Source organism: Marivita lacus (genome assembly GCF_014637725.1).
Taxonomy (GTDB): Bacteria; Pseudomonadota; Alphaproteobacteria; order Rhodobacterales; family Rhodobacteraceae; genus Marivita; species Marivita lacus.
The window spans coordinates 20274-43076 of sequence record NZ_BMFC01000002.1 but is presented as its reverse complement, the minus strand read 5'-3'; the positions used below and the strand labels follow the sequence as shown (position 1 = coordinate 43076).

Below are 22803 nucleotides of genomic sequence, written 5' to 3'. Positions count from 1 at the left end.
TCAGAAGATTTCGAACAACCCGGCGGCGCCTTGTCCGCCCCCGACACACATCGACACCACACCCCATTTCGCGCCACGCCGTCGCCCTTCGAGCAGGAGGTGCCCCGCCATGCGCGCGCCGGACATGCCGTAGGGGTGACCAATCGCAATCGCCCCGCCGTTCACGTTCAGCCGGTCGTCGGGAATGCCAAGATGGTCGCGGCAATGTAGCAACTGGGCGGCAAAGGCCTCGTTGATTTCCCAGAGGTCGATGTCGTCAACGCCCAGCCCCGCACGGTCAAGCAGCCGTGGAATGGCGATGACCGGGCCGATGCCCATTTCCTCGGGTGCCACGCCGGCAACGGCAAACCCGCGCAGGGCACCCAGCGGGGTCAACGCGCGACGCGCGGCCTCGTCCGCTTCCATCACCACAAGGGCTGCGGCCCCGTCCGACAGCTGGCTGGCATTGCCTGCGGTCACGGTCCGGCCCTCGCCCATCACAGCCGCCAGCTTGGCCAGCCCCTCTGCCGTGGTCTCGGGCCGGTTGCACTCGTCCCGGTCTAGCCGCACCGGCTGTTCCGAGGTTTCCCCCGTCGCCTTGTCGGTGACGATCTTGACCGCATCGACCGGCACGATCTCGTCCTCGAACAGCCCCGTCTCCTGCGCGCGGGCGGTGCGGTGCTGGCTTTGCAGCGCGTAGGCGTCCTGCGCCGCACGGGTCACGCCATAACGGGCGGCCACCACCTCGGCGGTCTCCAGCATGGTGAGGTAATAGGCGTCCGGCGCGTTCGGATCACGGTAGCGATGGCCGTTCCAATGGGCGTTCTGCACCAGAGAGATACTTTCCAGCCCACCCGCCAGCGCAATATCCACCTGTTCGCCGCGTATCATGTGCGAGGCGATGGCGATGGCGTTGAGACCCGAAGCGCATTGCCGGTCCACCGTCGCCCCGGCCACGCTGTCGGGAAGTGCGGCCGCCTGCACGATATGCCGCGCCACGTTGACGCCCGACGTGCCTTGCGTAAGCGCTGATCCGAACACCGCCTCCTCGACCTCCGCACCGCTCAGCCCGGCGCGGTCCAGCGCGGCCTTGACCGCGTGCGCGGCAAGGCTTGGCGCTTCGAGATTGTTGAACGCCCCGCGATAGGCCTTGCCGATGGGCGTGCGGGCGGTGGACACGATGACGGCGTCGCGCATGGCTCAGACCTCCTCTGTGCCGCACCAGTCGGCGATGAACATTGCGGTGGCCTTCGTCACGCGGCGCAGGCTTTCCAGATCGACCCGCTCGTTGAATCCGTGGATCGCCTCGGCGCGCGGGCCGTAGACCAGTGCGGGAGTGTCGGCATACAGGCCAAAGAACCGCGCATCGGTTGTGGCGGTGATCGCAGCACGCTCCAGTGCCGTGCCGGTGACCGAATGATGCGCCGCCTCCAGCGCAATGATCGCCGACGCCGCGTGTTCGGAGCTGTCCTGCGACAGTGCATAACCTTCGGCGTGAAAGCCGTGGTAGACGATATCGGGCAATGAATTGCGCAGGAACGCGTTGCCCCGCGCGGCATCAAGGATCACCTGTTCGATCTCTGCTTTTGCGGCGTCTATGGACTGGCCCGGAAACAGGCCCATGCGCACGTCAAAGACACACCATGCGGGAACGGAGCTTGTCCAGTCGCCCCCCTGGATCCTGCCGATGTTGAGGTTCAGCGCGTGTTCCGCATGCGCGTAATCGTCGGAGCGGTGTTCGGCGGCGTTCCAGCGATGCTCCATCTCGTGCAACGCCTGGATCAGGGGGATCGCCGCCTCAATCGCGTTCGATCCGGTGCCGGCATAGGCGACATGTGTGGGCAGCCCCTTGAGATGCACCTGAAACCAGAGCACCCCCAGCTGCGCCGTGACCAGATGTTCGGCAAAGGGTTCGGGGATCAGCGCCGCGTCGGCTTTGTAACCCCGCGCCAGACAGGCCAGAGCGCCGTTGCCGGTGCATTCCTCTTCGACCACCGATTGGAAGAACACGTCGCCACCGGGGGCCAGTCCGCACGCGGTCAGCGCGTCCAGCGCAAAGAGGTTCGACGCCAGCCCTGCCTTCATGTCGCCGCCGCCGCGCCCGTAAAGCCAGCCATCCACCACACGCGGCTCGAAGGGTGGACTGTCCCACATGTCCAGCGGGCCAGCAGGCACCACATCGATATGACCGTTGAGGATCAGCGACCGGCCGCCGCCAGACCTTGCGCCGCCGGACCGGGCGCGATGGGTGCCGACCACATTGACCGCGTCCTCGTAGGGGCCGATCACCGGGGAAAAGCCCGGCAGGTGCTGAATGTCGGCAATGTCGATCTGCCAGCGGTCCACCTCGTAGCCCCGCGCGGTCAGTTCACCAGCCATGAAACCCTGTGCCGATTGTTCGTTGCCTCGGGTCGAGGGATGCGCGGTCAACTCCGACAGGAACGCCACCTGCCGGTCAAATCCGGCATCCACGGCATCACACAGGCGGGTTTTCAGGTCGTCTTGCATTTCGGGCCTCAGAATGTCGGCACGGCAGCGTCGGGCAGGATCAGCGGCGCGCCGGTCGCCCTGACCACTTCGGCGGTGCTGATCCCTTCGGCAGTCTCGATCAGAGCAAAGCCCCGAGGCGTCACGTCGATCACGGCCATGTCGGTGAAAATGCGCTCCACGCAGCCCCGCGCCGTCAAAGGCAGCGCGCAGGCCTGCTTCAGCTTGGGGTTTCCGGCCCGGTCCATGTGGCTGGTCAGAACCACCACGCGGCGGGCCTTTTGCGCCAGTTCGATCCCGCCACCCGCGCCGGGGCTGAACTTGCCGGGGATCTTCCAGTTGGCCAGATCGCCCGTGGCGCTGACCTCGAAGGCGCCCAGCATCGTCAGGTCCAGCCGCCCGGACCGTACGATGGCAAAGCTCGTGGCACTGTCGAAAAAGGCCGATCCCGGCACGGTCGAGACATAGGCACCACCTGCGTCGATCAGGTTACGGTCGGCGGTATCGTATCCCTTGGCGGGTCCGATCCCGGTCAGCCCGTTCTCGGTGTGCAGGCAAACCGGAAAATCGGACGCCAGATGATTGACCACCTGCGTCGGCAGGCCGATCCCCAGATTGACCACCATGCCCGGTGCGATCTCGCGCGCGGCGCGGGCGACCATGCGTTCCCTAGCGTTGGACAACGGCGTATTCCTTGGACAGGGTTTCGAGTTCGACCACGTGATCGACAAAGACACCGGGGGTATGCACGTCATTGGCGGCGATCCCGCCCAGCGGTAGAACCGCCTCGGCCTCGACAATCACCCGGCGGGCGGCCATCGCCATCAGCGGGTTGAAGTTCTGCGCCGTGCCGACATAGGCGAGGTTGCCGAACAGGTCCGCCCGGTCGGCATGGATCAGCGCCACATCGGCGCGCAAGGCTGGTTCGACCAGATACGGCGAGCCGTTCATCTCGACCACCTGCTTGCCCGCCGCCAATTCGGTGCCGATGCCGATATCGCTGAGCACGGCGCCCAGCCCCGCCCCACCGGCGCGGATGCGTTCGGCCAGAATGCCTTGGGCGTTGAACTCGACCTGGATCGCGCCGCTGTTCATCAACCCGATGGCATGGCTGTTCAGCCCCAGATGGGTGGTGATCAGCCGCGCGACCTGCCCGCTTTGCAGCAGATGGTCGATGCCCATGCCAGGTTCGTTGGCGTCGTTCTTGATCAGGGTCAGGTCGCGGGCACCGTGATCGACCAGCGCGCGGATCAGCGTCATCGGTGTGCCGGGCACGCCGAAACCGCCGATCATCACCGTATCGCCATCCCTGATCCCGAAGATTGCCTCTTCCATGGTGCAGGTCTTGTCGGGCAGTCTCACGCGGCATCCTCCACCGGCACACCGATCTCGAGCGCGAAGGCATCGAGCGCGTCGCGCAAGATCACCATCATCTCGGTGATCTGGTCCTTGGTGATGATCAGCGGCGGCGCAACGAGGAAGTGATCCCCCGATGTTCCGCCACGGGTGCGCCGCGAGTAGAGGATCAACCCCCGCTCATAGGCCAGTTCCACCAGCCGTGAATGCGCCTGAAGCGCCGGATCGAGCGGTTCCATCGTGCTGCGGTCCGAGACAAATTCGAACGCGGTGAGCAAGCCCTTGCCGCGCACATCCCCGATAAAGGGATAACGGTCCATCAAGGCGCGCAATTCGTCCATCAGAACGTCCCCCATGCGGGCGGCGTTCTCGATCAGGTTCTGGTCCTGCAATTCCTCGAGCACGGCCAGCCCTGCAGAACAGGCAAGCGGGTTGCCGGCATAGGTAAAGCCGTGCAGGAAACCGCCTGCGTCCAGCACAGGCTCGACCAGCCGCGCCCCGGCGACAATCGCGCCCAGCGGGGCGTAGCCCGCGCCGAACCCCTTGGACAGCGCAACGATGTCGGGCGTGATCCCCCAATGCTCGGCGGCAAGAAACTTGCCTGTGCGGCCCGCGCCGGTCATGACCTCGTCATAGATCAGCAGAACGCCGAATTCGTCGCAGATCTCGCGGACCCGGCCATAATAGCTGTCTGGTGCCACAAGCGCGCCGGTCGAGGCGCCTCCGACTGGCTCCATGATGAAGGCCAGCACGGTATCCGGCCCCTCCTCCAGGATCTTGTCGCGCAAAAGCTCTGCGTATTTCAGCCCGCGCGCCTCTTCGGTGAGGTTGTCGCGGTCGAGATAGGTCGCGGGAGACGCGACCTTGGGCATGCCAGGCATCATCGGAGCGAACGGTTCGCGTAGCGGAGCGTACCCGGTCAGGTCCAGCGCGCCGAACGTGCAGCCGTGGTAGGACGGGAACCGCGAGATCACCTTGTAGCGCGATCCCTGCCCCTGGGTGACGGCGTATTGCCGGGCCAGCTTGATGGCGCTTTCCACCGCCTCGGACCCGCCCGAGACAAAAAACACGCGGTCCAGACCGTCGGGCGTCATTTCAACCGTCTTGGTGGCCAGATCCTCGGACGGATGAGTGCGGAAATGCAGCCGGTAGCCAAAGGTCGCCTTGTCCATCTGCGCCTTGATCTTGGCCAGAACGCGCGGGTTGGAATGGCCTATGTTGGACACCATCGCGCCGGAGGACCCGTCGATATAGCGTTTGCCGGACTCGTCGAAGAGGTAGATCCCTTCGCCGCGATCCAGAAACGGCCGCGGATTTCGGGATTGGTAGAAAAGATATGAGGGCGTTTCGGTCACGCGGCACCTGCCAGATGTTTGCGAAGAAATTCGCGGGTTCGGTCCTTGGTTGGGTTCTTGAAGACGATCTCGGGCGGTCCTTCCTCGACAACCACACCCTGATCCATGAACAGAACGCGATCACAGACCGAGGCAGCGAAATCCATCTCGTGGGTGACGATGATCATCGTCATGTGTTCTTCGGCCAGCTTTTTCATCACCATGTTGACCTCGTCCACAAGTTCGGGATCAAGCGCCGAGGTCGCCTCGTCAAAGAGCATCAGCTTGGGCTTCATCGCCAAGGCGCGGGCAATTGCCACGCGTTGCTTTTGCCCGCCCGACAGGCGCGACGGGTAATAGTCGATCCGGTCCAGCATCCCGACCTTTTCAAGCTGTTCCTCGGCCAGTTTGTTGGCGTCTTCCTTGGACAGCCCCTTGAGCATCTTGGGGGCCATCACGACGTTCTCCCGCGCGGTCAGATGCGGGAACAGGTTGAAGTGCTGGAACACCATCCCGATGTCCTGCCGCATCGCGTTGATGTGCTTTTCATACTGCCGGTGCGGCAAGTCCTTGTTCACCTGCACCCCGTCCAGCCAGACCTCTCCGCCGGTCAGGGAATCCAGATCGTTGACCGCCCTGAGAAGCGTGGATTTGCCTGACCCGGACGGGCCGATGATGGCGACGATCTGGCCGCGCTCGACGTTCAGGCTGATATCCTTGAGCACTTCGAGCGTACCGTAGGATTTCTGCGCGTGGCGGATTTCGACGAAATGGCTTTGGTCGGTCATGTTCAGCCTCCAGGATCAGCGAGAGATGGAGATGCGGCGCTCGATCCGGCGCTGCGCCCATTCCATGCCAAGGTTGATGACGTAGTAGAACGCCGCGGCGACAAGGTAGAATTCGAACGGACGGTAGGTCGCGCCGATGGCGCGCTGCGCAGACAGGGTCAGTTCGCTGACACCGATCACCGACACCAGCGCACTGTCCTTGAGAAGGGCGATCATGTTGTTGCCGATGGGCGGGATCACGTCACGCACCGCCTGCGGGATCACCACCTTGCGCAGCGCCTGACCCCGGCTGAGGCCCACGGTGCGCGCGGCTTCCATCTGGCCCTTGTCCACCGACAGGATCGCGGTCTGGATCAGTTCCGAATTGTAGACGGCGAAATGCAGCCCCAACCCGATGATCCCGGCCACGAAGGCAGGCAGGTCAATGCCGATCTGAACCAGTCCGAAATAGATCAGGAACAACTGCAACAGCAGCGGCGTGCCCATGAACACCCATTCGATCAACCGGAACGGCAGGCGGATGAACCAAGGCCCGTAAAGCGCGATCACCGCAAAGACGATGCCGCCGAAAAAGCTCAGAACGGCGGCGGCAACGGCAATCGCAATCGTCCAGAGACAGCCCAGCAGGATGATGTCGAGGTGTGCGGGAACAACCGTAAAGTCCAGACCCATCTGTGTATCCCTTCCCGGTCAGGTGATCTGTACCTTGCGATCCAGCCAGGTCACGGCCCGTCCGGTCGCATAGATGATGATCATGTAAAGCAGGCCCGCCAGCAGAAACATTTCGAAGGGCTTGTAGGTCGATCCGATATAGCGCTGCGCGGTGTATGTCAGTTCGACCACGGAAATCGCGGCCACCAGCGCGGTCGCCTTGATGAGCATGTTCAAGTTCACCCCCAAGGGACGCACCATAAGCCGCGCGGCCTGCGGCAGGATCACGTTATAGGTCGCCTGCCACTGGCTCAGCCCGAGGGTTCGCGCCGCCTCGCGCTGGCCCTTGTCGATCGAGATGATGGCGCCGCGGATGGTTTCGGTCATGTAGGCGCCGGCATTGATGCCCAGCCCGATCACCCCCGCCTCGAAGGCATCAAGCTGAATGCCGATCTGCGGTCCGCCAAAGTAGAGGATGAACAGCTGGATCAGCGCGGGCGTGCCGCGAAACACGCTGACATAGGCCGCGCCCAGAAACCGCAGCAGCGCAAAGCGCGACAGCCGCGCCGAGGCACCCAGCGTGCCACAGGTCAGACCCAGAAGCGCGGTCAGAACCGACAGCTGGATCGTGACCCAGGCGGCATCCAGGAAAAACGGATAGACCCGCAGCATCAGGTCGAAGTCCATGTCACGCTCCCTAAGGTGGTGGGCAGGTTCGGGCGGATCGCGCCCGGTGTCCGTGCGAGGCCTGCTGCACGGTCACAGAGGCTTGGCACCGGCACCCGGCAGGCGCAAAACGCATCCCGTCTTGCGCATCGGATCACGGGGTTGCAAAGGCCCCCGCCCGATCGGGCGGGAGCCTTGAGGCATTCAGCGAATGTCGGCGCCGACCCATTCCTCGGCGATCTGCATATACGTGCCATCCGCCATCATCGCGTCCAGCGCCGCCTGCATTTCCGCCGCCAGTTCAGGCGAGCCTTCGCGGATGGCAATGCCTGCGCCGAACGGTTCGGTCGTCGGATCAGCAAACATCTCGTATTCCTGACCCTTGGCGTTCATCGCAAGGATCGCCGCGATGGAGTCGTTGACTATGGCATCGACACGACCGTTTTCCAGCTCAAGCAGAAGCTCGGGCAGACCCTTGTAGGTGTTGATGTCGTAGCCGCGTTCCCGCGCCCAGTCCTCGTGGGTTTCGCCCAATGTCAGGCCCACGCGCTTGCCTTCGAGATCTTCGAGGCTGTCGATACCCGACCCCGGCTGGGTGAAAATGGCCCGCTTGTCCGAATAGTAGGGACCGACGAAATCAACGACTTCGTCACGTTCATCGGTGATCGTCATGGAGCCTACGATGGCGTCGTACTTGTTGGCCAGCAGGCCACCGATGATGCCGTCCCATGCGGTTGTGATGATCTCGGCCTCGAGGCCCATACGCTTGGCGATCTCGGTGCCAATGGCGGCATCAAATCCCACCACCTCGTTCTGGTCGTTGACGAAATTGAACGGAGGGTAGGCACCGGACATCGCGATCCGGATGACACCCTCTTCCTTGAGCGTCTCGAGTTCTTCGGCCCCGGCAGCGGTCAGTCCGGTAACGGCAAAGCCTGCTGCGACAACGGCAGTCGTAAGGATGGTACGGCGAGAATTCATGTCGGTCTCCATGTTGGGTTGATCTGGCGGGCGCTGCGCCCAGAAATCGGCCGCGGATTTTCTCCGCTGTTCAAAAAGACTTACATGGCGGCATAGCATCGCGCAAATAAATATAACCTACGTTGATTATAGATAGAACCTATGAACCTTCCCCATCAGCAACGCTTTCCCTGGAACCTCGACTGGAATTTGCTGCGCACCTTCATGGTGGTCGTCGAACAGCGCGGCATTTCGAAAGCGGCGGATTTTCTGGGTCTCAAGCAGCCGACCGTGTCCGCAGCGCTCAAGCGGCTGGAGTACTCGGCGGGGATGCAATTGATCATCCGCAAACCCAATGAATTCACCATCACCCGCCCCGGTCAGGTGCTTTATACCGAATGCGCCAAGATCTTCGGGTCGATCTCGCAACTGCCCTCTCTGCTGGACATCGACGAGGCCGAATTGCGCGGCCATCTGTCGATCGCGATCACCAGTTCGGTGGTGTCCGAGCATTTCGACGACATCCTGAACCAGTTCTCGATCGTGCACCCCCATGTGACCTATTCGTTCTCGGTGAACGAAAGCGATGACGTGGCCACGATGATCTCGCAGAACCGGGCCAGCCTGGGCATCTGCCTGCTGTCGAAAATCCCGAAAAACCTCGATGCGATGGTGCTTTACCGCGAATATTTCGGCCTCTATTGCGGTGCGCGCCATCCGCTGTTCCACGCGCCCGAGATCACCCCGGACGATCTGAGGGGCGATCCCTTTGTCGCCTTTCAGACCGAAGCCGAAGGCAAGCCGCTGGAAGCGATATCACGGTTGCGCACCAAGCTGGGTCTGGCCAACACGTGGCGCGGCGTGTCGTCCAGCCTCAACGAAATCCGGCGCATGATCATGGCCAATATCGGAATCGGCGCGCTGCCGCTGCATGTCGCGCAGCGCGATGTCGAGGCCGGGCGCCTGCGCCAACTGCCGCCCTTTCATGATCTGCCGCAGGTCGATATCTACCTGCTCAGCAATCCGGGCCGACGCCAATCCGACGCGGAATCCACCTTTCTTGCCGCGTGCAGAAAATCCCTGTCGGCCACGGATCTGGCCGAACGGACCTACCGGGCTTGAATTCTCGGCACGATGCCTTGCGAACCGCCAATCCGCTTTCCAAAGGGCGCGTCTCGGAGTAGGTATCCCAATCCTAGAAATCCGGGGCACATCATGGCGCAGAATGCCACCATCTACAAAGTCGAGCTGTCTGTGTCCGACATGGACCGCCACTATTACGAGACCCACAAGCTGACCATTGCCAAGCATCCGTCGGAAACGGAAGAACGTCTGATGGTCCGCATCGTGGCGTTTGCCCTCAATGCCCACGAGCATCTGGAAATGACCAAGGGCCTGTCGACGGATGACGAGCCGGACATCTGGCAGAAAAGCCTGAGCGGCGAGCTCGATGTCTGGGTGGCCCTTGGCCTGCCAAGCGAAAAGGTCGTTCGCCAATCCTGCAGCAAGGCTGCGCAGGTGATTGTCTACCCCTATGGCGGCAAGACCGCCGAAATCTGGTGGGACAAGATCAAGAACAGCACAACGCGGTTCGACAACCTGCAGGTGATCCATTTTTCCGAGACCGACACCGACGCCCTGGCCAAACTGGCAAGTCGCGCGATGAAGATGCAGGTCAACATTCAGGACGGCGACGTGATGATCAGCGTCGATGACAACATCGCCTATGTCACGCCCGTAAAGTGGAAAAGCGCCGCGTAGGTCGCCGACGCCGGCCGCATGGACGGCGTCGGCTGTCACGGTGCCCCGCCGATTGGCTGACAGCGCATGCGCGTTTCTGGGACTGACGTTGCGGTTTCACGGTGTCATGACCGCGGCGCGGGGCGTCCGTACAGGAACCCCTGGATCGTCCGACAGCCATTCGAGCGCAACCAGAGCGCTTGGCACGCCAACTCGACGCCTTCCGCCACGAGGTGTAGCCCAAGATCATCGGCGAGATTGATCGTCGAGGTGACGATGGCAACATCCCGTTGACTATACGGAAGCTCGGATATGAAGCTCCGGTCCAACTTGACCTCGTGGATAGGCAGGTCTCTGAGTTGCGACAGCGACGAATAGCCTTTTCCGAAGTCGTCAAGCGCCAGTGAAATGCCCATCTCGTCCAGCGCGAAGATGTTGTCCAATGTCGCCTTCCCCCTGTCGAGCACCGCGCGTTCGGTGATTTCCAGTGTAAGGCATGTCGGGGCGACGCCGTGTTTGGTCAGGATATCACCAACGGCCTGCGCAAAGCGTGTTTGTCTGAACTGCTGCGGGCCAACATTTGCCGACATGCACAGACCCGGCGCAGCACCTGCAGCCTGCGTGCGCGCCAATTCGGCGGAAACCGTATCAATCACCCACATGTCGATCATGACCGCAAAGCCAGAATCCTCGGCCAGCGGGATGAACCTGTCGGGAGGGACAAACCGACCGTCCGGAAGCGGCCACCGCGCCAGAGCCTCGTAGCCGGTGATCTTTGGCCAATTGTGTGAGATATCCACCTGCGGCTGATAATGCAGCAACAGGTCGCCCCTCTCGAACGCACGTTTCAGATCCGTGATCTCGATCCGTGGTGCGGATGCAACAGCAAGCGCATTCGTCTCTCGAATGCTGAACTCGGGTATCGTCACGTCCACAGGTGGAGGTATCCGGAAATTGGAAGAGTCGTCCATGGATCAGGCTGCGACCACTCTGTTTCGGCCCTGCCGTTTGGCGGCAAAAAGGGCATTGTCGGCAAGGCGCGATATGGCGTCGAAAGGCGTTATCGTCCCGTCAAGCACAGCCAAACCTACACTGATCGTCACACGCACCGCATTTTCAGCGTCGAAACTGGCGTCGGCCACTTCCTGCCGCATGCGGTCTGCCCAGATGCGCGCAGTTTCGATTCTGGTGTCCGGCAAGAACACGGCAAATTCTTCCCCACCAAGCCGGGCGACAAGGTCGTTTGCACGGCAATTCTTGGCCAGGATGGTCGCGAATTCCCGCAAGACACGATCCCCGCTTGAGTGACCAAGCCTGTCGTTTACCTGTTTGAAGTGATCGATATCGATAACCGCCAGAGTCGCGGTTCCGTTGTTTTGGCTCAGACGACCAAGCTCTTGTTGCAACCCCGCCTCGAAATTGCGACGATTCGGAAGTTGTGTCAGGAAATCCCGGTCGGCCATGTTCCGCAGTTCGAATTGGTTCATGATCAAATCGGCAAATCTGGTGACGATGTTTGCTTCCTGTGCGGTGAACTTCCGCGGATATGTATCGAATGCACATACCGTGCCGATGTTGTATCCGTCGGTGGTCGTCAATGGTGCACCGATATAGCAGCGCACAAATGGCTCTCCAGTCACATAGGGATTGTCGCACAGCCGCGCGTCTTCATGAGTGTCTTCCACGACCAACGGATCATAACTTTGAATTGTTAGAGCGCAGAACGCGTTTGTCCGCGAACTTTCATTGAGCTCGAACCCCTGCCGGGCCTTGAGAACCTGCTTGTCTTTCGTGATCAGGCTGACGGAAACCATTTTCAACCCGAGGATCGTTTGCATCAACCCGGTGATTTGATCAAAGCTTGCCTCAGACGCGTAGCACAGAGCATTGTGTCGCTCGAGGGCGCAGAGGCGGCCCGTTTCGTCGCTGAGGTTGTTGGACAGCATATTCATATCCTTTCAATGCTCGAAACGGAAAATCAGCGTGCAAAAGTTGGTCATCGGGCTCACCACGCGTTCGCCTCCAAGTAGTCGAGGTTCATTTCGGGCAGGACGTCGATCATTTCGTAGACATCTTGCATCGAGAGAAGATCGATCTGCAAAATCCGCGACTTGTTCAACAGGATCGTCCTGTCGCGGAGCTTGAATGGAAGGAAAGGCCTGTCGTCGCAAAGAACATCGAGAATCCGTTGGTTCTGGACGACATGGAAACCGCCAAAATACTGATTGCCGTTTTCGAGGGTCGCTTTCGCCGGTACGCAATATTTCGGGTATTTCATCAAACATGCTCCTATGATGGTTGACAGGGGGCCAAGGCGACATCGAAGGAGACATCGTGGTTGATCGTGGGCACAGGGCGCAGGACGCAAGACCTCTGCACGATGCAAATATTTTTGGCGAAGCCCGGTCGGTGTTCGGAGAAGAAGGCGTACGCGCTCATCTTCATGCGCTGCAGACAGAGTTGATGCAGCTTCTGACCGCGCCTGAACCGGATTTCCAAGAGCCACAGACGCTTCGAGATACCGCACACAGGATCGCTGGCCGTTCCGGGTTTCTTGGGTTGTCGGCGCTTTCATATGAATCCGCCCTTCTCGAGCAGGCGATCCGGTTGGATCGCGAAATTGCGCCAATTTGGGACCGTTGGAAAACCGAGGCTTGGCGGGGGGTCGAGTTCATCGAAGCCGAAAGATCGAAACCGTAGCTGTACCCAGCGGCTCGCCGTTCAGTCGTCTCAAATGACGCGCATGTGAGGTGCACGTTTCTTGGGTGACGCGTTTGAGTCAAGAGTGCCACCATCACGACACTCCAAGCGCTTGAAGGACAGCAGGGGTCGCGATTACCGCAAACAGAACCGGCAGGAAGAACAGGATCATCGGAACCGTCAATTTGGGCGGCAACGACGCGGCCTTCTTCTCGGCTGCGGCCATCCGAAAGTCGCGGCTTTCCTTGGCGAGCACGCGAAGCATCTGTCCAAGAGATGTGCCGTATTTTTCCGACTGGATCAGGCCAAGCACGGCGGCTTTGATACTGTCCAAACCGGTTCTGGAACCAAGGTTCTCATACGCCTGCCGACGGTCCGACAGGTAGGCGAGTTCCGCGGTCGTCAGGGACATTTCGTCGGCGAGCTCTTTGGACTGCGACCCGATTTCCTCGGCCACTTTCCGAAACGCAGCCTCGCTGCTCATCCCGGATTCGACGCAGATCAACAAAAGGTCCAGCGCGTCCGGCCAGCTGCGCCGCAAACTGGAATGTCGCTTGGCGATCAGGTTGCCGACATAGAGCTTGGGCAGGTAGAACCCGATCACTGCACCAACACAGGCCATGACAGCCACCGTGACCGTCGGCAAATCCGGCCGCAGCACAAGCGTGACATAGGCAAAGGTCACTCCGGGCATGACGACGGCTGCAATCATCCGCGAGGCAAGATACGTCACCAGAGGAGCCCGACCGCGCATACCCGCCATGCGCAGGAATTTCGAGGTTTCACCCTCTTCACCCGGGCGGGCGAGACGCAGCTTGTGCACGATCCCGGCGAAGATGCGGTTCGGTTCCTTGGCGAACAACTTGGATCGAGTGACCGTTTTCACGCCACGCATTGGCTGAGTGGACCGGCGCACGACGCTGCGGTGGTTCCCGGCGAATTTCAGCCGCTCGCTGACACGGTCGCGGACAATCCAGGGCCACGCGACACAAAGAATGAAACCAAAGGTCGACATGGCGGACAACGCGATGATCAGCTGCTGGAGTTGTGTCGAGGTGAGGTCGATTGGCATTCAGCGTCTCCTTCACATGTCGAAGTTGATCATCTGGCGCATCACGAACACGCCGATGGACATCCAGACGGCACATGCGACGATCACGATGATGCCCGCGTTTGTCTGGTAGAGAATGGCGAGATATTCGGGACTCGTCAGTTGAACGAGTGCAGCGACGATCACCGGAAGAGATCCGATGATACCCGCCGAGGTCTTGGCCTCGGCGCTCATCGCTTTGACCTTTGCATGGAGTTGCCTCCGCCCTCTGAGCACCGTGGACAGGTTGCTCAGCGCCTCGGTCAGGTTGCCGCCCGCACGATTCTGGATGGCCACAACAATCGCGAGAAACCCGACCTCTTGCAGCGGAACGCGCTGTGCCAGTTTTTCGACGGCCTCGTGCATCGGCACCCCGACCGATTGATCTTCGACCACCTGTCTGAATTCGCTCCGGATCGGATCGGCGCTGTCGGCTGCAACAACGGCCACGCAATCGGCCAAGGGACGCCCGGCGCGGACCCCGCGGACGATCAGGTCAATCACATCCGGAAATCCCGCTGCAAACGCGGCAAGGCGCCGATGGCGGAGAAACATGACATAGAAACGCGGCATCAGAAGGCCGGCCGACACGGCGATCGCACCGGAAATCGGCAGCCCAAGCGATGAAGACGCAACGAATGCGCCCGTGGCGACCGATGCACTCACCAACCAGTAGGTGAACGGGCTCCAGGTCAGTCCGGCTTCACGCAGGCGCTTGTCCAGACCCGGGCGGCTGCGGCGACGTACCTTTTGCGACTGGCGCTCCTCGATCTCTTTCAGGGTTCTCTCGATGGCCTTTCGATGGGCCGCGGTCTGTCCACCGCCCGTGGCAGCAGCGTTTGCGCTGTGACCGCGTCCCAGAGCCAGGGTCATCCGTCGCTTGTTCAGCGCTCGCGCTTCGATCCACGGCATGATCAAGATCAGCAGCAGCGCGATTGTCGCCAGAACCAGCAGAGGGACAATCAGAAGAGTGAGGTCAAATTGGGACATCTCGGCACCAGCTTTCAGGTCAGGAGGAGTGCAGCGCCGCTTCAAGCGCGCGGGAGAGCCGGACTTCTTCGCCAAAATAGCGTGCTCGGTCCCAGAACGCCGGACGCCCGATACCTGTCGATTGATGTTGACCGATAATCCGACCCTGCGCGTCTTCACCAAGCAGCTTGTAGACGAAGATGTCCTGCAAAATCGGAACATCGCCTTCCATGCCCAACACCTCGGTCACATGGGTGATGCGACGCGATCCATCGCGCAACCGTGCCGCCTGAATGATCACGTCGATGGATGAAACCGCCATCTCCTGAATGGTCTGAGACGGCAGGTCATAGCCGCCCATCGTGATCATCGCCCCAAGCCGCGCCAGAGCCTCACGCGGGGTGTTGGCGTGCAGCGTGCCCATCGAACCGTCGTGACCGGTGTTCATTGCCTGCAAGAGATCGAAGGCTTCGGGACCCCGCACCTCGCCGACGATGATCCGCTCGGGACGCATGCGCAGGCAGTTCTTGACCAGATCCCGCATCGTGACCTCGCCCGTGCCCTCGACATTCGGCGGTCGGGTCTCAAGGCGCACGACATGTGGCTGCTGCAGCTGAAGTTCGGCAGAATCCTCGCATGTCACGATCCTTTCATCCGCATCCACATACCGTGTCAGGCAGTTCAGGAGCGTCGTCTTGCCCGACCCCGTGCCGCCCGAGATCAGGACATTGCACCGCACCCGGCCAATGATCTTGAGGATCTCGGCACCTTCCGGCGTGATCGATCCAAACTCGACCAATTCGTCCAGCGTCAGCTTGTCTTTCTTGAAACGGCGGATGGTCAGGCTGGGACCGTCGATCGCAAGCGGCGGCGCGATGACGTTGACACGGCTGCCATCGGGCAGGCGCGCGTCACAGATCGGGCTCGATTCATCAAGGCGGCGACCGACCTTGCTGACGATACGCTGGCAGATATTGAGAAGCTGTTCGTTGTCGCGAAAGCGGATGTTTGTTTGTTGAACCCTGCCTTTGACTTCGATGTAGATCAGGTTGGTGCCGTTCACCATGATGTCCGAGATGTCATCACGGGCGAGCAAGGGCTCCAATGGGCCATAACCCAGAACATCATTGCAGATCTCTTCGGTCAGTTCGGATTGTTCGCTGCTCGACAGCACCGCCCGCTTTACGGACAGGATTTCGCTGACGACTGCGCCCACTTCCAGTCGTGCCGCCGACAGGTCCAGCCGCCCGAGTTCGGTGATATTGATCGACTCGATCAGCGCGCCCAGGATCTCTTTCTTGAGCTCGATATAATCCACCCCATTCCGCGCCGAGACACTCTTGGCGACCACGCGGCTGGACACGGAAGGCTGTTCGGTCGCCTGTGTCACATTCAAAGGTTCGGTATTGGAAACAGAACCAGTGACCGCAGGCACCTCGGTCCCTTGCATCACGGGTGACGCAAGCTTCTGCGCGTTGCTCTGGGCCGTTCGTTTTCCGAAGGATTGAGACATGTTGCTATGCTCCAGGTTCAAGCAGACACGTTACGGGTCTTGTGTCAGCCAAGGCCGAGCGTCCTGAGAAGCCAATTGCGGGATCGGGTTCTGTCTTTGCCCAAAAGGACAGTGGCAAGTTCACGGACCGATTTTTGCGCTTTGCTGCGGGGTGATTGTTCGGACAGCGCACGCCCGGCAAACGCTGCGGAGCCAAAGGTCGCAGGATCAAACGCGATCGTGGAAAAGTTTTCGACACCCAGGCTTTTGGCAAATTTCTGCGCGCCGATTTCCTTGCGCTTGGGCATCTTGCACATATTGAGGATGACTTGCGGCGGAGCATCGTTCGGCCGCAGGGCGCGCAGTCTGTCCATCAATGCCATGGTGTTGTGAAGGTTCGGCAGATCGGGTGCTGCCACGACAATCACCTTGTCGGCGGCCGTCAGGGTGTCACGACTTGCAGGCGACCAATCATGCGGGAGGTCGAGCACAACGTTTGGGAATGATGCCCTCGCGATTTCGATCAGTCGGTCAACCGCGTCGGGTGCAGGCTCCATGTCACCCAGAGAGTCGTCAAATGCGGGAAGAACACTCAGATGCTCGCCACGCTGCACGATCAATTTATCCAGAAGGGCGGCGTCGAGCTTGTCCGGTTCGCTGAGGTATTTTTCCAGCCCCGTCACCAGTTTCAGGTCAAGATTGACCGCTGCCGATCCAAACCGAAAATCCAGATCGACCAGCAATGTCGGGGTTGCCTGCTCTTGAGCAATCGTCCAAGCCACGTTCTGGGCAAGGGTCGAGGTCCCTACCCCACCCTTGGCACCGACAAATGCGTATACTTTCCCAAGCTTGGCCTGGTTGTCCTGTCCGAACAGGTTCTGAACCATCGAGACATAGGTCAGCGGCGTAATTGTCCCGACAAGATAGTCTGCAACGCCGCGACCCAACAGGGTTCGATAGAGACCGATATCGTTGTCTGGGCCGATCACCACAACCTTGGTTGTGGGGTCACACACCTCGGCAAGGATTTCGAGCTCCTTCAAGAGCGCTGCGCCATGGCTCGCCACCTCCACAACCAGGAGAGACGGCGTTTGTCTGGTGGCGAAAACCTGACGCGCCCGTTCCACGCCGCCGTTGCTGATCTCGGTTTTGACGCGGGTCAGACGACGATCTTGGCTGGCGCTTTCGATCGCGCCCCGGACCGTGGGTGTCACGCAGAATGCCGCTGCGTTCAGGTGCGGAACGCGGGTGCTCGACATCGGATCTTCGGGTTCCGCGGAAACTCCGTCTTCCATCTTGATTGCAGAATGTTTCATCTTTTTTCCTTCGCCCGAGAGCTCCGACACCGTCTTGGTTCGGCGCGAATTCAACTTCAGTTGACCACGAAATCCTCGAGTACGATGCCGCGCCTGACGCGGATCGTCTTGGCCGGTTCCTCGACAACCATCATCGTTTCTGTCGGCAGCTCCTCCAGCGGTCTCAGGGCCAGCGACAGTGTTCCGGTCGATGCTGCAGCCGTGACGTATTCGACTTGCGCCTCTGTCAGTTCCAGAGTTGCCGTCTTGCCAAGAACCGTGCCGCTGTCCGTGTCTTCGGTGGTCTGGTCGATCGCCAGAACACGGACCCCTCTGAGGATGGTGCGGCTGCGGGTTTCACTGCCTTGAAGATCCCGCGTTTCCTGCATGGTATGCAGCACATCGACGCGGTCGTTCGGCAGAATGAAGCCACCGGCGGTGCTTTGTGCGTTTACATCGATCGCAACCGCCCGCATGCCGGGCGTAAGCGTTGCGGCCAAAAATCCGTTCGGACCATCGGTGAACGCCCAATCGGCAACAGGTTCGCCGGCAGAGATCGGTCGGTTGGCGAATTGTCCGGAAAACTCTTTCACGGCGTCGGGCCGCACTTTGAGATCGATGAAACTGGAAGCCAGGGCGTCGCTTGGCCATTGCTGCCATTTCATCGCGCTCGCTGTCATCTGCTGTCCGCGCGGAATATCTTCAGCCGCAACGAGGATCGACGTCATCTCGGGTGTCAGTTGTTCCGCGACCACGGCCAGAGGAGCCGATGCGGTTTTCTCTGACGCGATCCACGCTGCGCCACCGGCAGCACCCAATGCGATGATTAAAATAATGGTTCTCAGCATATCAATCCTCCGAGCAGCAGCAAAAGTCGTCTGTCAGCCCGAAACGAGGACATCGGGCCGAAGAAAGGCGACGGCGATAGCCGCCGTCGCAATTGCGATCCCGTAGGGCACGCGCCCATTGGGGTCGTGAAGACCGGTGATCCTGGTGCCACCGAGGCGGTGGGCGCCAAGGGTGCGGCAGGCCAGAATCACCAATGTCAACACTCCGCCCGCAATGGCCGTCAGAAGGAGCAACGCCGGAGTTGCGACCGGTCCAAGCCACAAGCCGGACACGGCCAACAGTTTGACGTCGCCCCCCCCCATCCAGCCACGCGCGAACAAGAGCATTCCGCCCATCAGGACCGCAAAACCGGTCGCGACGTTGCTGGCAACACTCGCCCACTCGGGACGCACCAGCATGACCGTGACCGCGTAGCCTGCGAGCAGAAACAGGATCAGCAGGTTTGGAATGCGCATCCGCATGGCGTCACTGGTTGCCGCGAGCAGCTGACAGCCAATGAACCAAAGGAGTGCGAAAACCAAAAAATCGTTCGGCATGGCCTGGTGTCTTCCGGGTCAGGCGCTCAGCACCAATTAACCACCGGAGGGGATCGCCGAGTTCAGCTTGGTCGAGACGTTCTCGAAGAGACCGCCTAGATCGGTACCAAGAGCAGTGAGAGCAGTGATCAGCGCGACGGCAACAAGAGCCGCGATCAAACCGTATTCGATGGCAGTTGCACCAGACTCGTTCTTGTTAAGCTTGAGAAACAAATGCAGCATGGGTGATTTCCTTGTTCCAGATTTTCCCGACAAAACCGGCTGTGAAGTGAACTCCGTCAGCCGGAGATTTGACGGCCCTGTACTTTGGTCCGTCTCGAAAAGGATCACCTTTTACCCGTGCACAAGCTAGCTGGCGTCGTGGCCTAGCCATCTGGACAGGCCGTTTTGCGGGGCTGGGTTCGGCAGAAAATGGGCGGCTTTATCTGCTTCAGGCCGACTGCGCCTTGAGCATGTCGCCGACCTTTCCAATCAACTCATTCGCCCGGAAGGGCTTGTAGAGCATCGGAATATTGTTGGGCAGGTGCCGATCCTTGCCAAGAGCATCCCGAGTGTACCCGGACGTAAGAAGCACTTTCAGCCCCGGGTATAATTCAAGCGCTTTTCCAGCCAGTTGGACACCGTTAACGCCCTTTGGCATGACGATGTCGGTAAAGACAAGATCGAAATCACCGTCCTTCTGGAGTATCGCCAACGCTTGCTCCCCGTCTTCGGCCTGGACGACTTGGTAGCCAATTCGGCCCAGTACAGTGCGCACAAACGTCCTGAGATCGGTGTCGTCTTCAACGACTAGAACCCGGTTCGATCTGCGTCGGGTCTGCGTCGCAGACACGGCGGAAACCGGTGCGGTCGTTTCCTGCTGTCGAGACATCGGCAGGCACAGGGTGACTGTTGTGCCTCTTCCGGGCTCCGACTCGATCATTGCATGTCCGCCAGACTGTTTCACAAAGCCGTAGACCGAACTGAGCCCCATGCCGGTCCCGACACCCGGCTCTTTCTTCGTGAAGAAGGGTTCAAAAGCCCGTTGGCTGATTTCCTTGATCATGCCTGTTCCGTCATCGACGATGTCGATCGTGACGTAGTCACCGGGATCGACATCGACCTGCGCCTCATTGCCCGTGATGGTCGTGGGCCTGGTTCTGACGGTGATGGTTCCTTTCTGAGGAATTGCCGCCCGTGCGTTGAGGATCAGGTTCATGAGAGCTGTCTGAAGCTTGTCGGGATCGACATTGGCCAACAAAGCTTCCCCGGCAAGATCATACCGGATTTCCGTGCTCACATCGACGTCGCGTTCAAACATGTTGGAGGACTGCCGAATCAAATCGTTGATGTCGGTTGCCCGCACGGCAAGCGGCTGGCGTCGCGAAAAGGCGAGCAAGTCGCGAGAGACACGAGCCCCGCGTTCGGCCGCATCGTCAATCGACTTGACCAAAGACCGCTGCGGAGCGTCGGACTGGAGATCCTCGAGCAGAATATCGCAATTGCCCAGAATGATGGTCAGCAGGTTATTGAAATCATGTGCGATCCCGCCAGTCAGGTCCCCAACTGTCTCCAGGTTCTTTGCGCGGTGCAGCTGCGCGTCGAGCAACCTCAGATCCGTGATGTCCGACATCGCCCCAACCATGCGCCGCGGTTCACCGTTTTTGTCGCGTACGACAAACGCGTTGTCATTGATCGTCCGCCAAGAGCCGTTTGCTGCCTTGAACCGATATTCACAACGCCATGCGTCGGACTGACCTGCCAGCACAGCATCCAGGCTTTCAGTGACCTTGAGCCGATCATCTTGATGGATGCGTTCCAGCTTGTCCTCGATCCGCGCGTTTTGAGGGATTTCAACCAGCATTTGTGATCTGGACCCGAGGACCGGTTCGGTTTCAGCGCTATTGGAGATGATGCCTTTCTGTATGTCCCAGTCCCAGATGATGTCTCGGCTTGCCTGCCCGACCAGACGGAACTGCTCTTCGCGAACCCGCAGGTTTTCTTCCACTTGCCGACGCTCGGTTGTGTCTCGACCAACAGAGACGAAATGCGTGCAGGTGCCATTCGCGTCGAACAAGGGACTGATATCCATTTCCACAATGAAACGGCTGCCGTCCTTGCGATAATTCGTCAGTTCGGTTCGGATTGATCGCTTGTCTGCAATGGCTTGTCGAATTTCGTCCAAACGATCGCGTTCTGTTTCGGGGCCTTGCAAGATAGAAGGCGTCTGGTTCAGAATCTCGTCTTTTGCATAACCGGTCATGCTTTCAAACGCGTCGTTGACATAGACCACGCGAGATCCCGGATGCTGAGTGCAGGTGGCGTCTGTGACCAGCACAACATCGCTGATTTGCGATACTGCAGCGTCCAGCAGCCGCAAGCGCATGCGGGAAGCGCGCTCTTCGGTCGTGTCCCTGAGATAGATCGCAACCCCGGCCGACGTCGGATGTACCGCTACCGAAATCCACTGTTCGTAGGCCCAGACCTCACCCTCGAAGGTCTGGCTTTCGCCGGTTTCCAGCGCCTCGTTGACCACCTGCTCGAACTGTGACCCGACCAGATTGGAAAAATTTTCCCAAATGTTGCCCCCAACAAGGTTGTGAGCGGGCGCGTCCATAATGCCATAGGCCCTGCAATTCATGTACTGGATCGTGCCGTCGTGATCGTGAATGACAAATCCATCGTCTAAAGAATCGAGTATTTTTTCCAGCAGCGTCCGGCTTTCTTCCCGAGCGTTCTGGGCCTCGATCAACTCGTTGACATCCTGCAGCGCGCCATGGATCGACACGACTGCGCCCGACGCATCGAACTGCGCCTCGCCGATCATCCGCAGCCAGGTTTCCTTGCCGTCGAACCGGAGAAATCTTGCGACCAGATCAAAGCGACTGCCCGTCCCAACGCATGTCCAAAAGCTCTGCTCGAAATGGGCGCGCTCTTTTTGATCAAGGAACCGGTGCGTGATAACGTCAATCGACTGTTTGTTTTCACTGTCAAGTGCAACCAGCTTCATCGTATCACGTGTTCCGCTGAATTCACGTGTTTCAAGGTCGAAACTCCACCCCCCTATGCGCGCCACATCGCCTGCCAGACGTTCAAGCTTTCGCGACTGCGCAAGTGCCGTTTCGTTTTGCCTGAGATCGGTGATGTCCTGAATGATGCCGGATATGCCACCCGCGTCCTTGTCATCCTCAGGCACCGCCCCATTCGGACCGGTGATTGCCCGGAAAAAACGTGTATCTCCGGAAGCATCGACTGCGCGGAATTCGACCTCTGCCATCCGATTTTCCGTCACGGCCCGATGAAAGGCCGCGTCGAAAACGGGCTGGTCCTCCGAAACGATCCGCGAACGCAGCGCATCGATCGTCACGACGTCTTCACTTTCGGAAAATCCGAGAATGCGCCTCATGTACTGCGAGGCCCGAACGGATCGGAGATCAGACAGGATCACCCACGTGCCCAGCCCGGCCAATTCATTGGTTTGCTCTACCACCGAGGCCTGCGCCTTCAGGCGTTGGTTCGCAAGCTGGAGGCGGCTTCGTTGACGCTGGAAAGCAATCAGACAGATGACAAGCGCCGACGCGAATATGGCGAAGGTCAACGCAAAATCCGTGGAAATGCCTGTCATCTCAGACTCCTTAGAGAGAATCGCCGCGCCATGTCCGGCGCATCAAAGCGATCAGAACATCTGACGGGCAGTGTTCGGGCACGTGCAATCAAGGGGGACATCATTGCGTCCCCTATGCAGGGTAGGTACGATGTTCGACCAGACGGCGTGGGATGTGTTTGGCGACATTTAATTTGGTATGAAACGCATTTGCGGCTTGGACAAGCGTGATTTGAGAGCTTAACACCCGGCAAATCTTTATTTTTGAAGGGTTTTTCGAATTCTGCGACTGAAGGCAGAGTCTGCTTGGTCCTGAAGTTTAAGCAGG

At 59.9% G+C, this 22803-nt stretch carries 23 protein-coding genes; 3 read left to right on the top strand and 20 right to left on the bottom strand.

Annotated elements, in window-relative coordinates; all coding sequences use genetic code 11:
- The 9 genes from IEV82_RS04875 to IEV82_RS04835 all read right to left on the bottom strand — a co-directional run bounded on the left by IEV82_RS04875 (window position 1) and on the right by IEV82_RS04835 (window position 8242).
- Window positions 1–1176: a thiolase family protein gene (locus tag IEV82_RS04875; RefSeq protein WP_188480859.1), complete on the bottom strand. Its 1176-nt coding sequence runs from the start codon at window positions 1174–1176 to the stop codon at window positions 1–3.
- Between the two features lie 3 nt (window positions 1177–1179).
- Window positions 1180–2487 carry an ArgE/DapE family deacylase gene (locus IEV82_RS04870; protein ID WP_188480858.1) on the bottom strand — a complete coding sequence of 436 codons (1308 nt, stop codon included), beginning with the start codon at window positions 2485–2487 and terminating at the stop codon, window positions 1180–1182.
- Window positions 2488–2495: 8 nt separating this feature from the next.
- The gene (locus tag IEV82_RS04865; RefSeq protein ID WP_229747677.1) at window positions 2496–3149 is read right to left on the bottom strand and encodes a 3-oxoacid CoA-transferase subunit B; all 654 of its coding nucleotides are present in this window, start codon (window positions 3147–3149) and stop codon (window positions 2496–2498) included.
- Complete coding sequence (locus tag IEV82_RS04860; protein ID WP_229747676.1) at window positions 3136–3828, bottom strand: CoA transferase subunit A; 693 nt, start codon at window positions 3826–3828, stop codon at window positions 3136–3138. Before IEV82_RS04860 ends, IEV82_RS04865 begins: the two co-directional genes overlap by 14 nt.
- Complete coding sequence (locus IEV82_RS04855) at window positions 3825–5177, bottom strand: aminotransferase family protein (protein WP_188480857.1); 1353 nt, start codon at window positions 5175–5177, stop codon at window positions 3825–3827. Before IEV82_RS04855 ends, IEV82_RS04860 begins: the two co-directional genes overlap by 4 nt.
- Complete coding sequence (locus IEV82_RS04850) at window positions 5174–5944, bottom strand: amino acid ABC transporter ATP-binding protein (protein WP_188480856.1); 771 nt, start codon at window positions 5942–5944, stop codon at window positions 5174–5176. Before IEV82_RS04850 ends, IEV82_RS04855 begins: the two co-directional genes overlap by 4 nt.
- A gap of 15 nt (window positions 5945–5959) precedes the next feature.
- On the bottom strand, window positions 5960–6616 hold the full coding sequence (locus IEV82_RS04845) for an amino acid ABC transporter permease (protein WP_188480855.1): 657 nt from the start codon (window positions 6614–6616) through the stop codon (window positions 5960–5962).
- Between the two features lie 18 nt (window positions 6617–6634).
- Complete coding sequence (locus IEV82_RS04840) at window positions 6635–7282, bottom strand: amino acid ABC transporter permease (RefSeq protein ID WP_188480854.1); 648 nt, start codon at window positions 7280–7282, stop codon at window positions 6635–6637.
- Between the two features lie 183 nt (window positions 7283–7465).
- Complete coding sequence (locus IEV82_RS04835; RefSeq protein ID WP_188480853.1) at window positions 7466–8242, bottom strand: transporter substrate-binding domain-containing protein; 777 nt, start codon at window positions 8240–8242, stop codon at window positions 7466–7468.
- Window positions 8243–8383: 141 nt separating this feature from the next.
- Between IEV82_RS04835 and IEV82_RS04830 the strand changes: the two genes are divergently transcribed.
- Both IEV82_RS04830 and IEV82_RS04825 read left to right on the top strand, forming a co-directional pair.
- On the top strand, window positions 8384–9343 hold the full coding sequence (locus IEV82_RS04830; RefSeq protein ID WP_188480852.1) for a LysR family transcriptional regulator: 960 nt from the start codon (window positions 8384–8386) through the stop codon (window positions 9341–9343).
- 93 nt (window positions 9344–9436) lie between these two features.
- Window positions 9437–9982 carry a YaeQ family protein gene (locus IEV82_RS04825; protein WP_188480851.1) on the top strand — a complete coding sequence of 182 codons (546 nt, stop codon included), beginning with the start codon at window positions 9437–9439 and terminating at the stop codon, window positions 9980–9982.
- A 104-nt stretch (window positions 9983–10086) separates the two neighbouring features.
- Here IEV82_RS04825 and IEV82_RS04820 read toward each other — a convergent pair whose 3' ends face one another.
- The 3 genes from IEV82_RS04820 to IEV82_RS04810 are packed head-to-tail and all read right to left on the bottom strand — an operon-like array spanning window position 10087 to window position 12239.
- Window positions 10087–10932: an EAL domain-containing protein gene (locus IEV82_RS04820; protein ID WP_188480850.1), complete on the bottom strand. Its 846-nt coding sequence runs from the start codon at window positions 10930–10932 to the stop codon at window positions 10087–10089.
- 3 nt (window positions 10933–10935) lie between these two features.
- Window positions 10936–11907, bottom strand: coding sequence for a sensor domain-containing diguanylate cyclase (locus tag IEV82_RS04815; protein WP_188480849.1), 972 nt, complete (start codon window positions 11905–11907; stop codon window positions 10936–10938).
- A 59-nt stretch (window positions 11908–11966) separates the two neighbouring features.
- Entirely contained in the window at window positions 11967–12239 is a 273-nt protein-coding gene (locus IEV82_RS04810) for a hypothetical protein (RefSeq protein ID WP_188480848.1), read from the bottom strand.
- Between the two features lie 56 nt (window positions 12240–12295).
- Here IEV82_RS04810 and IEV82_RS24000 point away from each other — a divergent pair, with 56 nt between their 5' ends.
- On the top strand, window positions 12296–12661 hold the full coding sequence (locus tag IEV82_RS24000; protein WP_373285173.1) for an Hpt domain-containing protein: 366 nt from the start codon (window positions 12296–12298) through the stop codon (window positions 12659–12661).
- Between the two features lie 94 nt (window positions 12662–12755).
- Here IEV82_RS24000 and IEV82_RS04800 read toward each other — a convergent pair whose 3' ends face one another.
- The 8 genes from IEV82_RS04800 to IEV82_RS04765 form a co-directional block, all read right to left on the bottom strand.
- Entirely contained in the window at window positions 12756–13733 is a 978-nt protein-coding gene (locus IEV82_RS04800; protein WP_188480846.1) for a type II secretion system F family protein, read from the bottom strand.
- A gap of 12 nt (window positions 13734–13745) precedes the next feature.
- Window positions 13746–14741, bottom strand: a complete 996-nt coding sequence (locus IEV82_RS04795; RefSeq protein ID WP_188480845.1) for a type II secretion system F family protein — start codon at window positions 14739–14741, stop codon at window positions 13746–13748.
- Window positions 14742–14760: 19 nt separating this feature from the next.
- Window positions 14761–16233, bottom strand: coding sequence for a TadA family conjugal transfer-associated ATPase (locus IEV82_RS04790; RefSeq protein WP_229747675.1), 1473 nt, complete (start codon window positions 16231–16233; stop codon window positions 14761–14763).
- A gap of 44 nt (window positions 16234–16277) precedes the next feature.
- On the bottom strand, window positions 16278–17528 hold the full coding sequence (locus IEV82_RS04785) for a CpaE/TadZ family protein (RefSeq protein ID WP_188480844.1): 1251 nt from the start codon (window positions 17526–17528) through the stop codon (window positions 16278–16280).
- Window positions 17529–17584: 56 nt separating this feature from the next.
- Window positions 17585–18355, bottom strand: a complete 771-nt coding sequence (cpaB, locus tag IEV82_RS04780; protein WP_188480843.1) for a Flp pilus assembly protein CpaB — start codon at window positions 18353–18355, stop codon at window positions 17585–17587.
- 33 nt (window positions 18356–18388) lie between these two features.
- The gene (locus tag IEV82_RS04775) at window positions 18389–18892 is read right to left on the bottom strand and encodes an A24 family peptidase (protein ID WP_188480842.1); all 504 of its coding nucleotides are present in this window, start codon (window positions 18890–18892) and stop codon (window positions 18389–18391) included.
- Window positions 18893–18928: 36 nt separating this feature from the next.
- The gene (locus IEV82_RS04770; RefSeq protein WP_188480841.1) at window positions 18929–19114 is read right to left on the bottom strand and encodes a Flp family type IVb pilin; all 186 of its coding nucleotides are present in this window, start codon (window positions 19112–19114) and stop codon (window positions 18929–18931) included.
- 208 nt (window positions 19115–19322) lie between these two features.
- Entirely contained in the window at window positions 19323–22496 is a 3174-nt protein-coding gene (locus tag IEV82_RS04765) for a PAS domain S-box protein (protein WP_188480840.1), read from the bottom strand.
- Between the last annotated feature and the right edge of the window lie 307 nt (window positions 22497–22803).

What these genes read in the sequence shown, in the direction of transcription:
- IEV82_RS04815 (WP_188480849.1), bottom strand. Translation starts at nt 11,907, where the DNA reads ATGCTGTCCAACAACCTCAGCGACGAAACGGGCCGCCTCTGCGCCCTC.
- IEV82_RS04765 (WP_188480840.1), bottom strand. Translation starts at nt 22,496, where the DNA reads ATGACAGGCATTTCCACGGATTTTGCGTTGACCTTCGCCATATTCGCG.
- IEV82_RS04770 (WP_188480841.1), bottom strand. Translation starts at nt 19,114, where the DNA reads ATGCTGCATTTGTTTCTCAAGCTTAACAAGAACGAGTCTGGTGCAACT.
- IEV82_RS04800 (WP_188480846.1), bottom strand. Translation starts at nt 13,733, where the DNA reads ATGCCAATCGACCTCACCTCGACACAACTCCAGCAGCTGATCATCGCG.
- IEV82_RS04790 (WP_229747675.1), bottom strand. Translation starts at nt 16,233, where the DNA reads ATGTCTCAATCCTTCGGAAAACGAACGGCCCAGAGCAACGCGCAGAAG.
- IEV82_RS04870 (WP_188480858.1), bottom strand. Translation starts at nt 2,487, where the DNA reads ATGCAAGACGACCTGAAAACCCGCCTGTGTGATGCCGTGGATGCCGGA.
- IEV82_RS04775 (WP_188480842.1), bottom strand. Translation starts at nt 18,892, where the DNA reads ATGCCGAACGATTTTTTGGTTTTCGCACTCCTTTGGTTCATTGGCTGT.
- IEV82_RS04825 (WP_188480851.1), top strand. Translation starts at nt 9,437, where the DNA reads ATGGCGCAGAATGCCACCATCTACAAAGTCGAGCTGTCTGTGTCCGAC.
- cpaB (WP_188480843.1), bottom strand. Translation starts at nt 18,355, where the DNA reads ATGCTGAGAACCATTATTTTAATCATCGCATTGGGTGCTGCCGGTGGC.
- IEV82_RS04835 (WP_188480853.1), bottom strand. Translation starts at nt 8,242, where the DNA reads ATGAATTCTCGCCGTACCATCCTTACGACTGCCGTTGTCGCAGCAGGC.
- IEV82_RS04830 (WP_188480852.1), top strand. Translation starts at nt 8,384, where the DNA reads ATGAACCTTCCCCATCAGCAACGCTTTCCCTGGAACCTCGACTGGAAT.
- IEV82_RS04840 (WP_188480854.1), bottom strand. Translation starts at nt 7,282, where the DNA reads ATGGACTTCGACCTGATGCTGCGGGTCTATCCGTTTTTCCTGGATGCC.
- IEV82_RS04845 (WP_188480855.1), bottom strand. Translation starts at nt 6,616, where the DNA reads ATGGGTCTGGACTTTACGGTTGTTCCCGCACACCTCGACATCATCCTG.
- IEV82_RS04810 (WP_188480848.1), bottom strand. Translation starts at nt 12,239, where the DNA reads ATGAAATACCCGAAATATTGCGTACCGGCGAAAGCGACCCTCGAAAAC.
- IEV82_RS04875 (WP_188480859.1), bottom strand. Translation starts at nt 1,176, where the DNA reads ATGCGCGACGCCGTCATCGTGTCCACCGCCCGCACGCCCATCGGCAAG.
- IEV82_RS04785 (WP_188480844.1), bottom strand. Translation starts at nt 17,528, where the DNA reads ATGAAACATTCTGCAATCAAGATGGAAGACGGAGTTTCCGCGGAACCC.
- IEV82_RS04850 (WP_188480856.1), bottom strand. Translation starts at nt 5,944, where the DNA reads ATGACCGACCAAAGCCATTTCGTCGAAATCCGCCACGCGCAGAAATCC.
- IEV82_RS04795 (WP_188480845.1), bottom strand. Translation starts at nt 14,741, where the DNA reads ATGTCCCAATTTGACCTCACTCTTCTGATTGTCCCTCTGCTGGTTCTG.
- IEV82_RS04820 (WP_188480850.1), bottom strand. Translation starts at nt 10,932, where the DNA reads ATGGACGACTCTTCCAATTTCCGGATACCTCCACCTGTGGACGTGACG.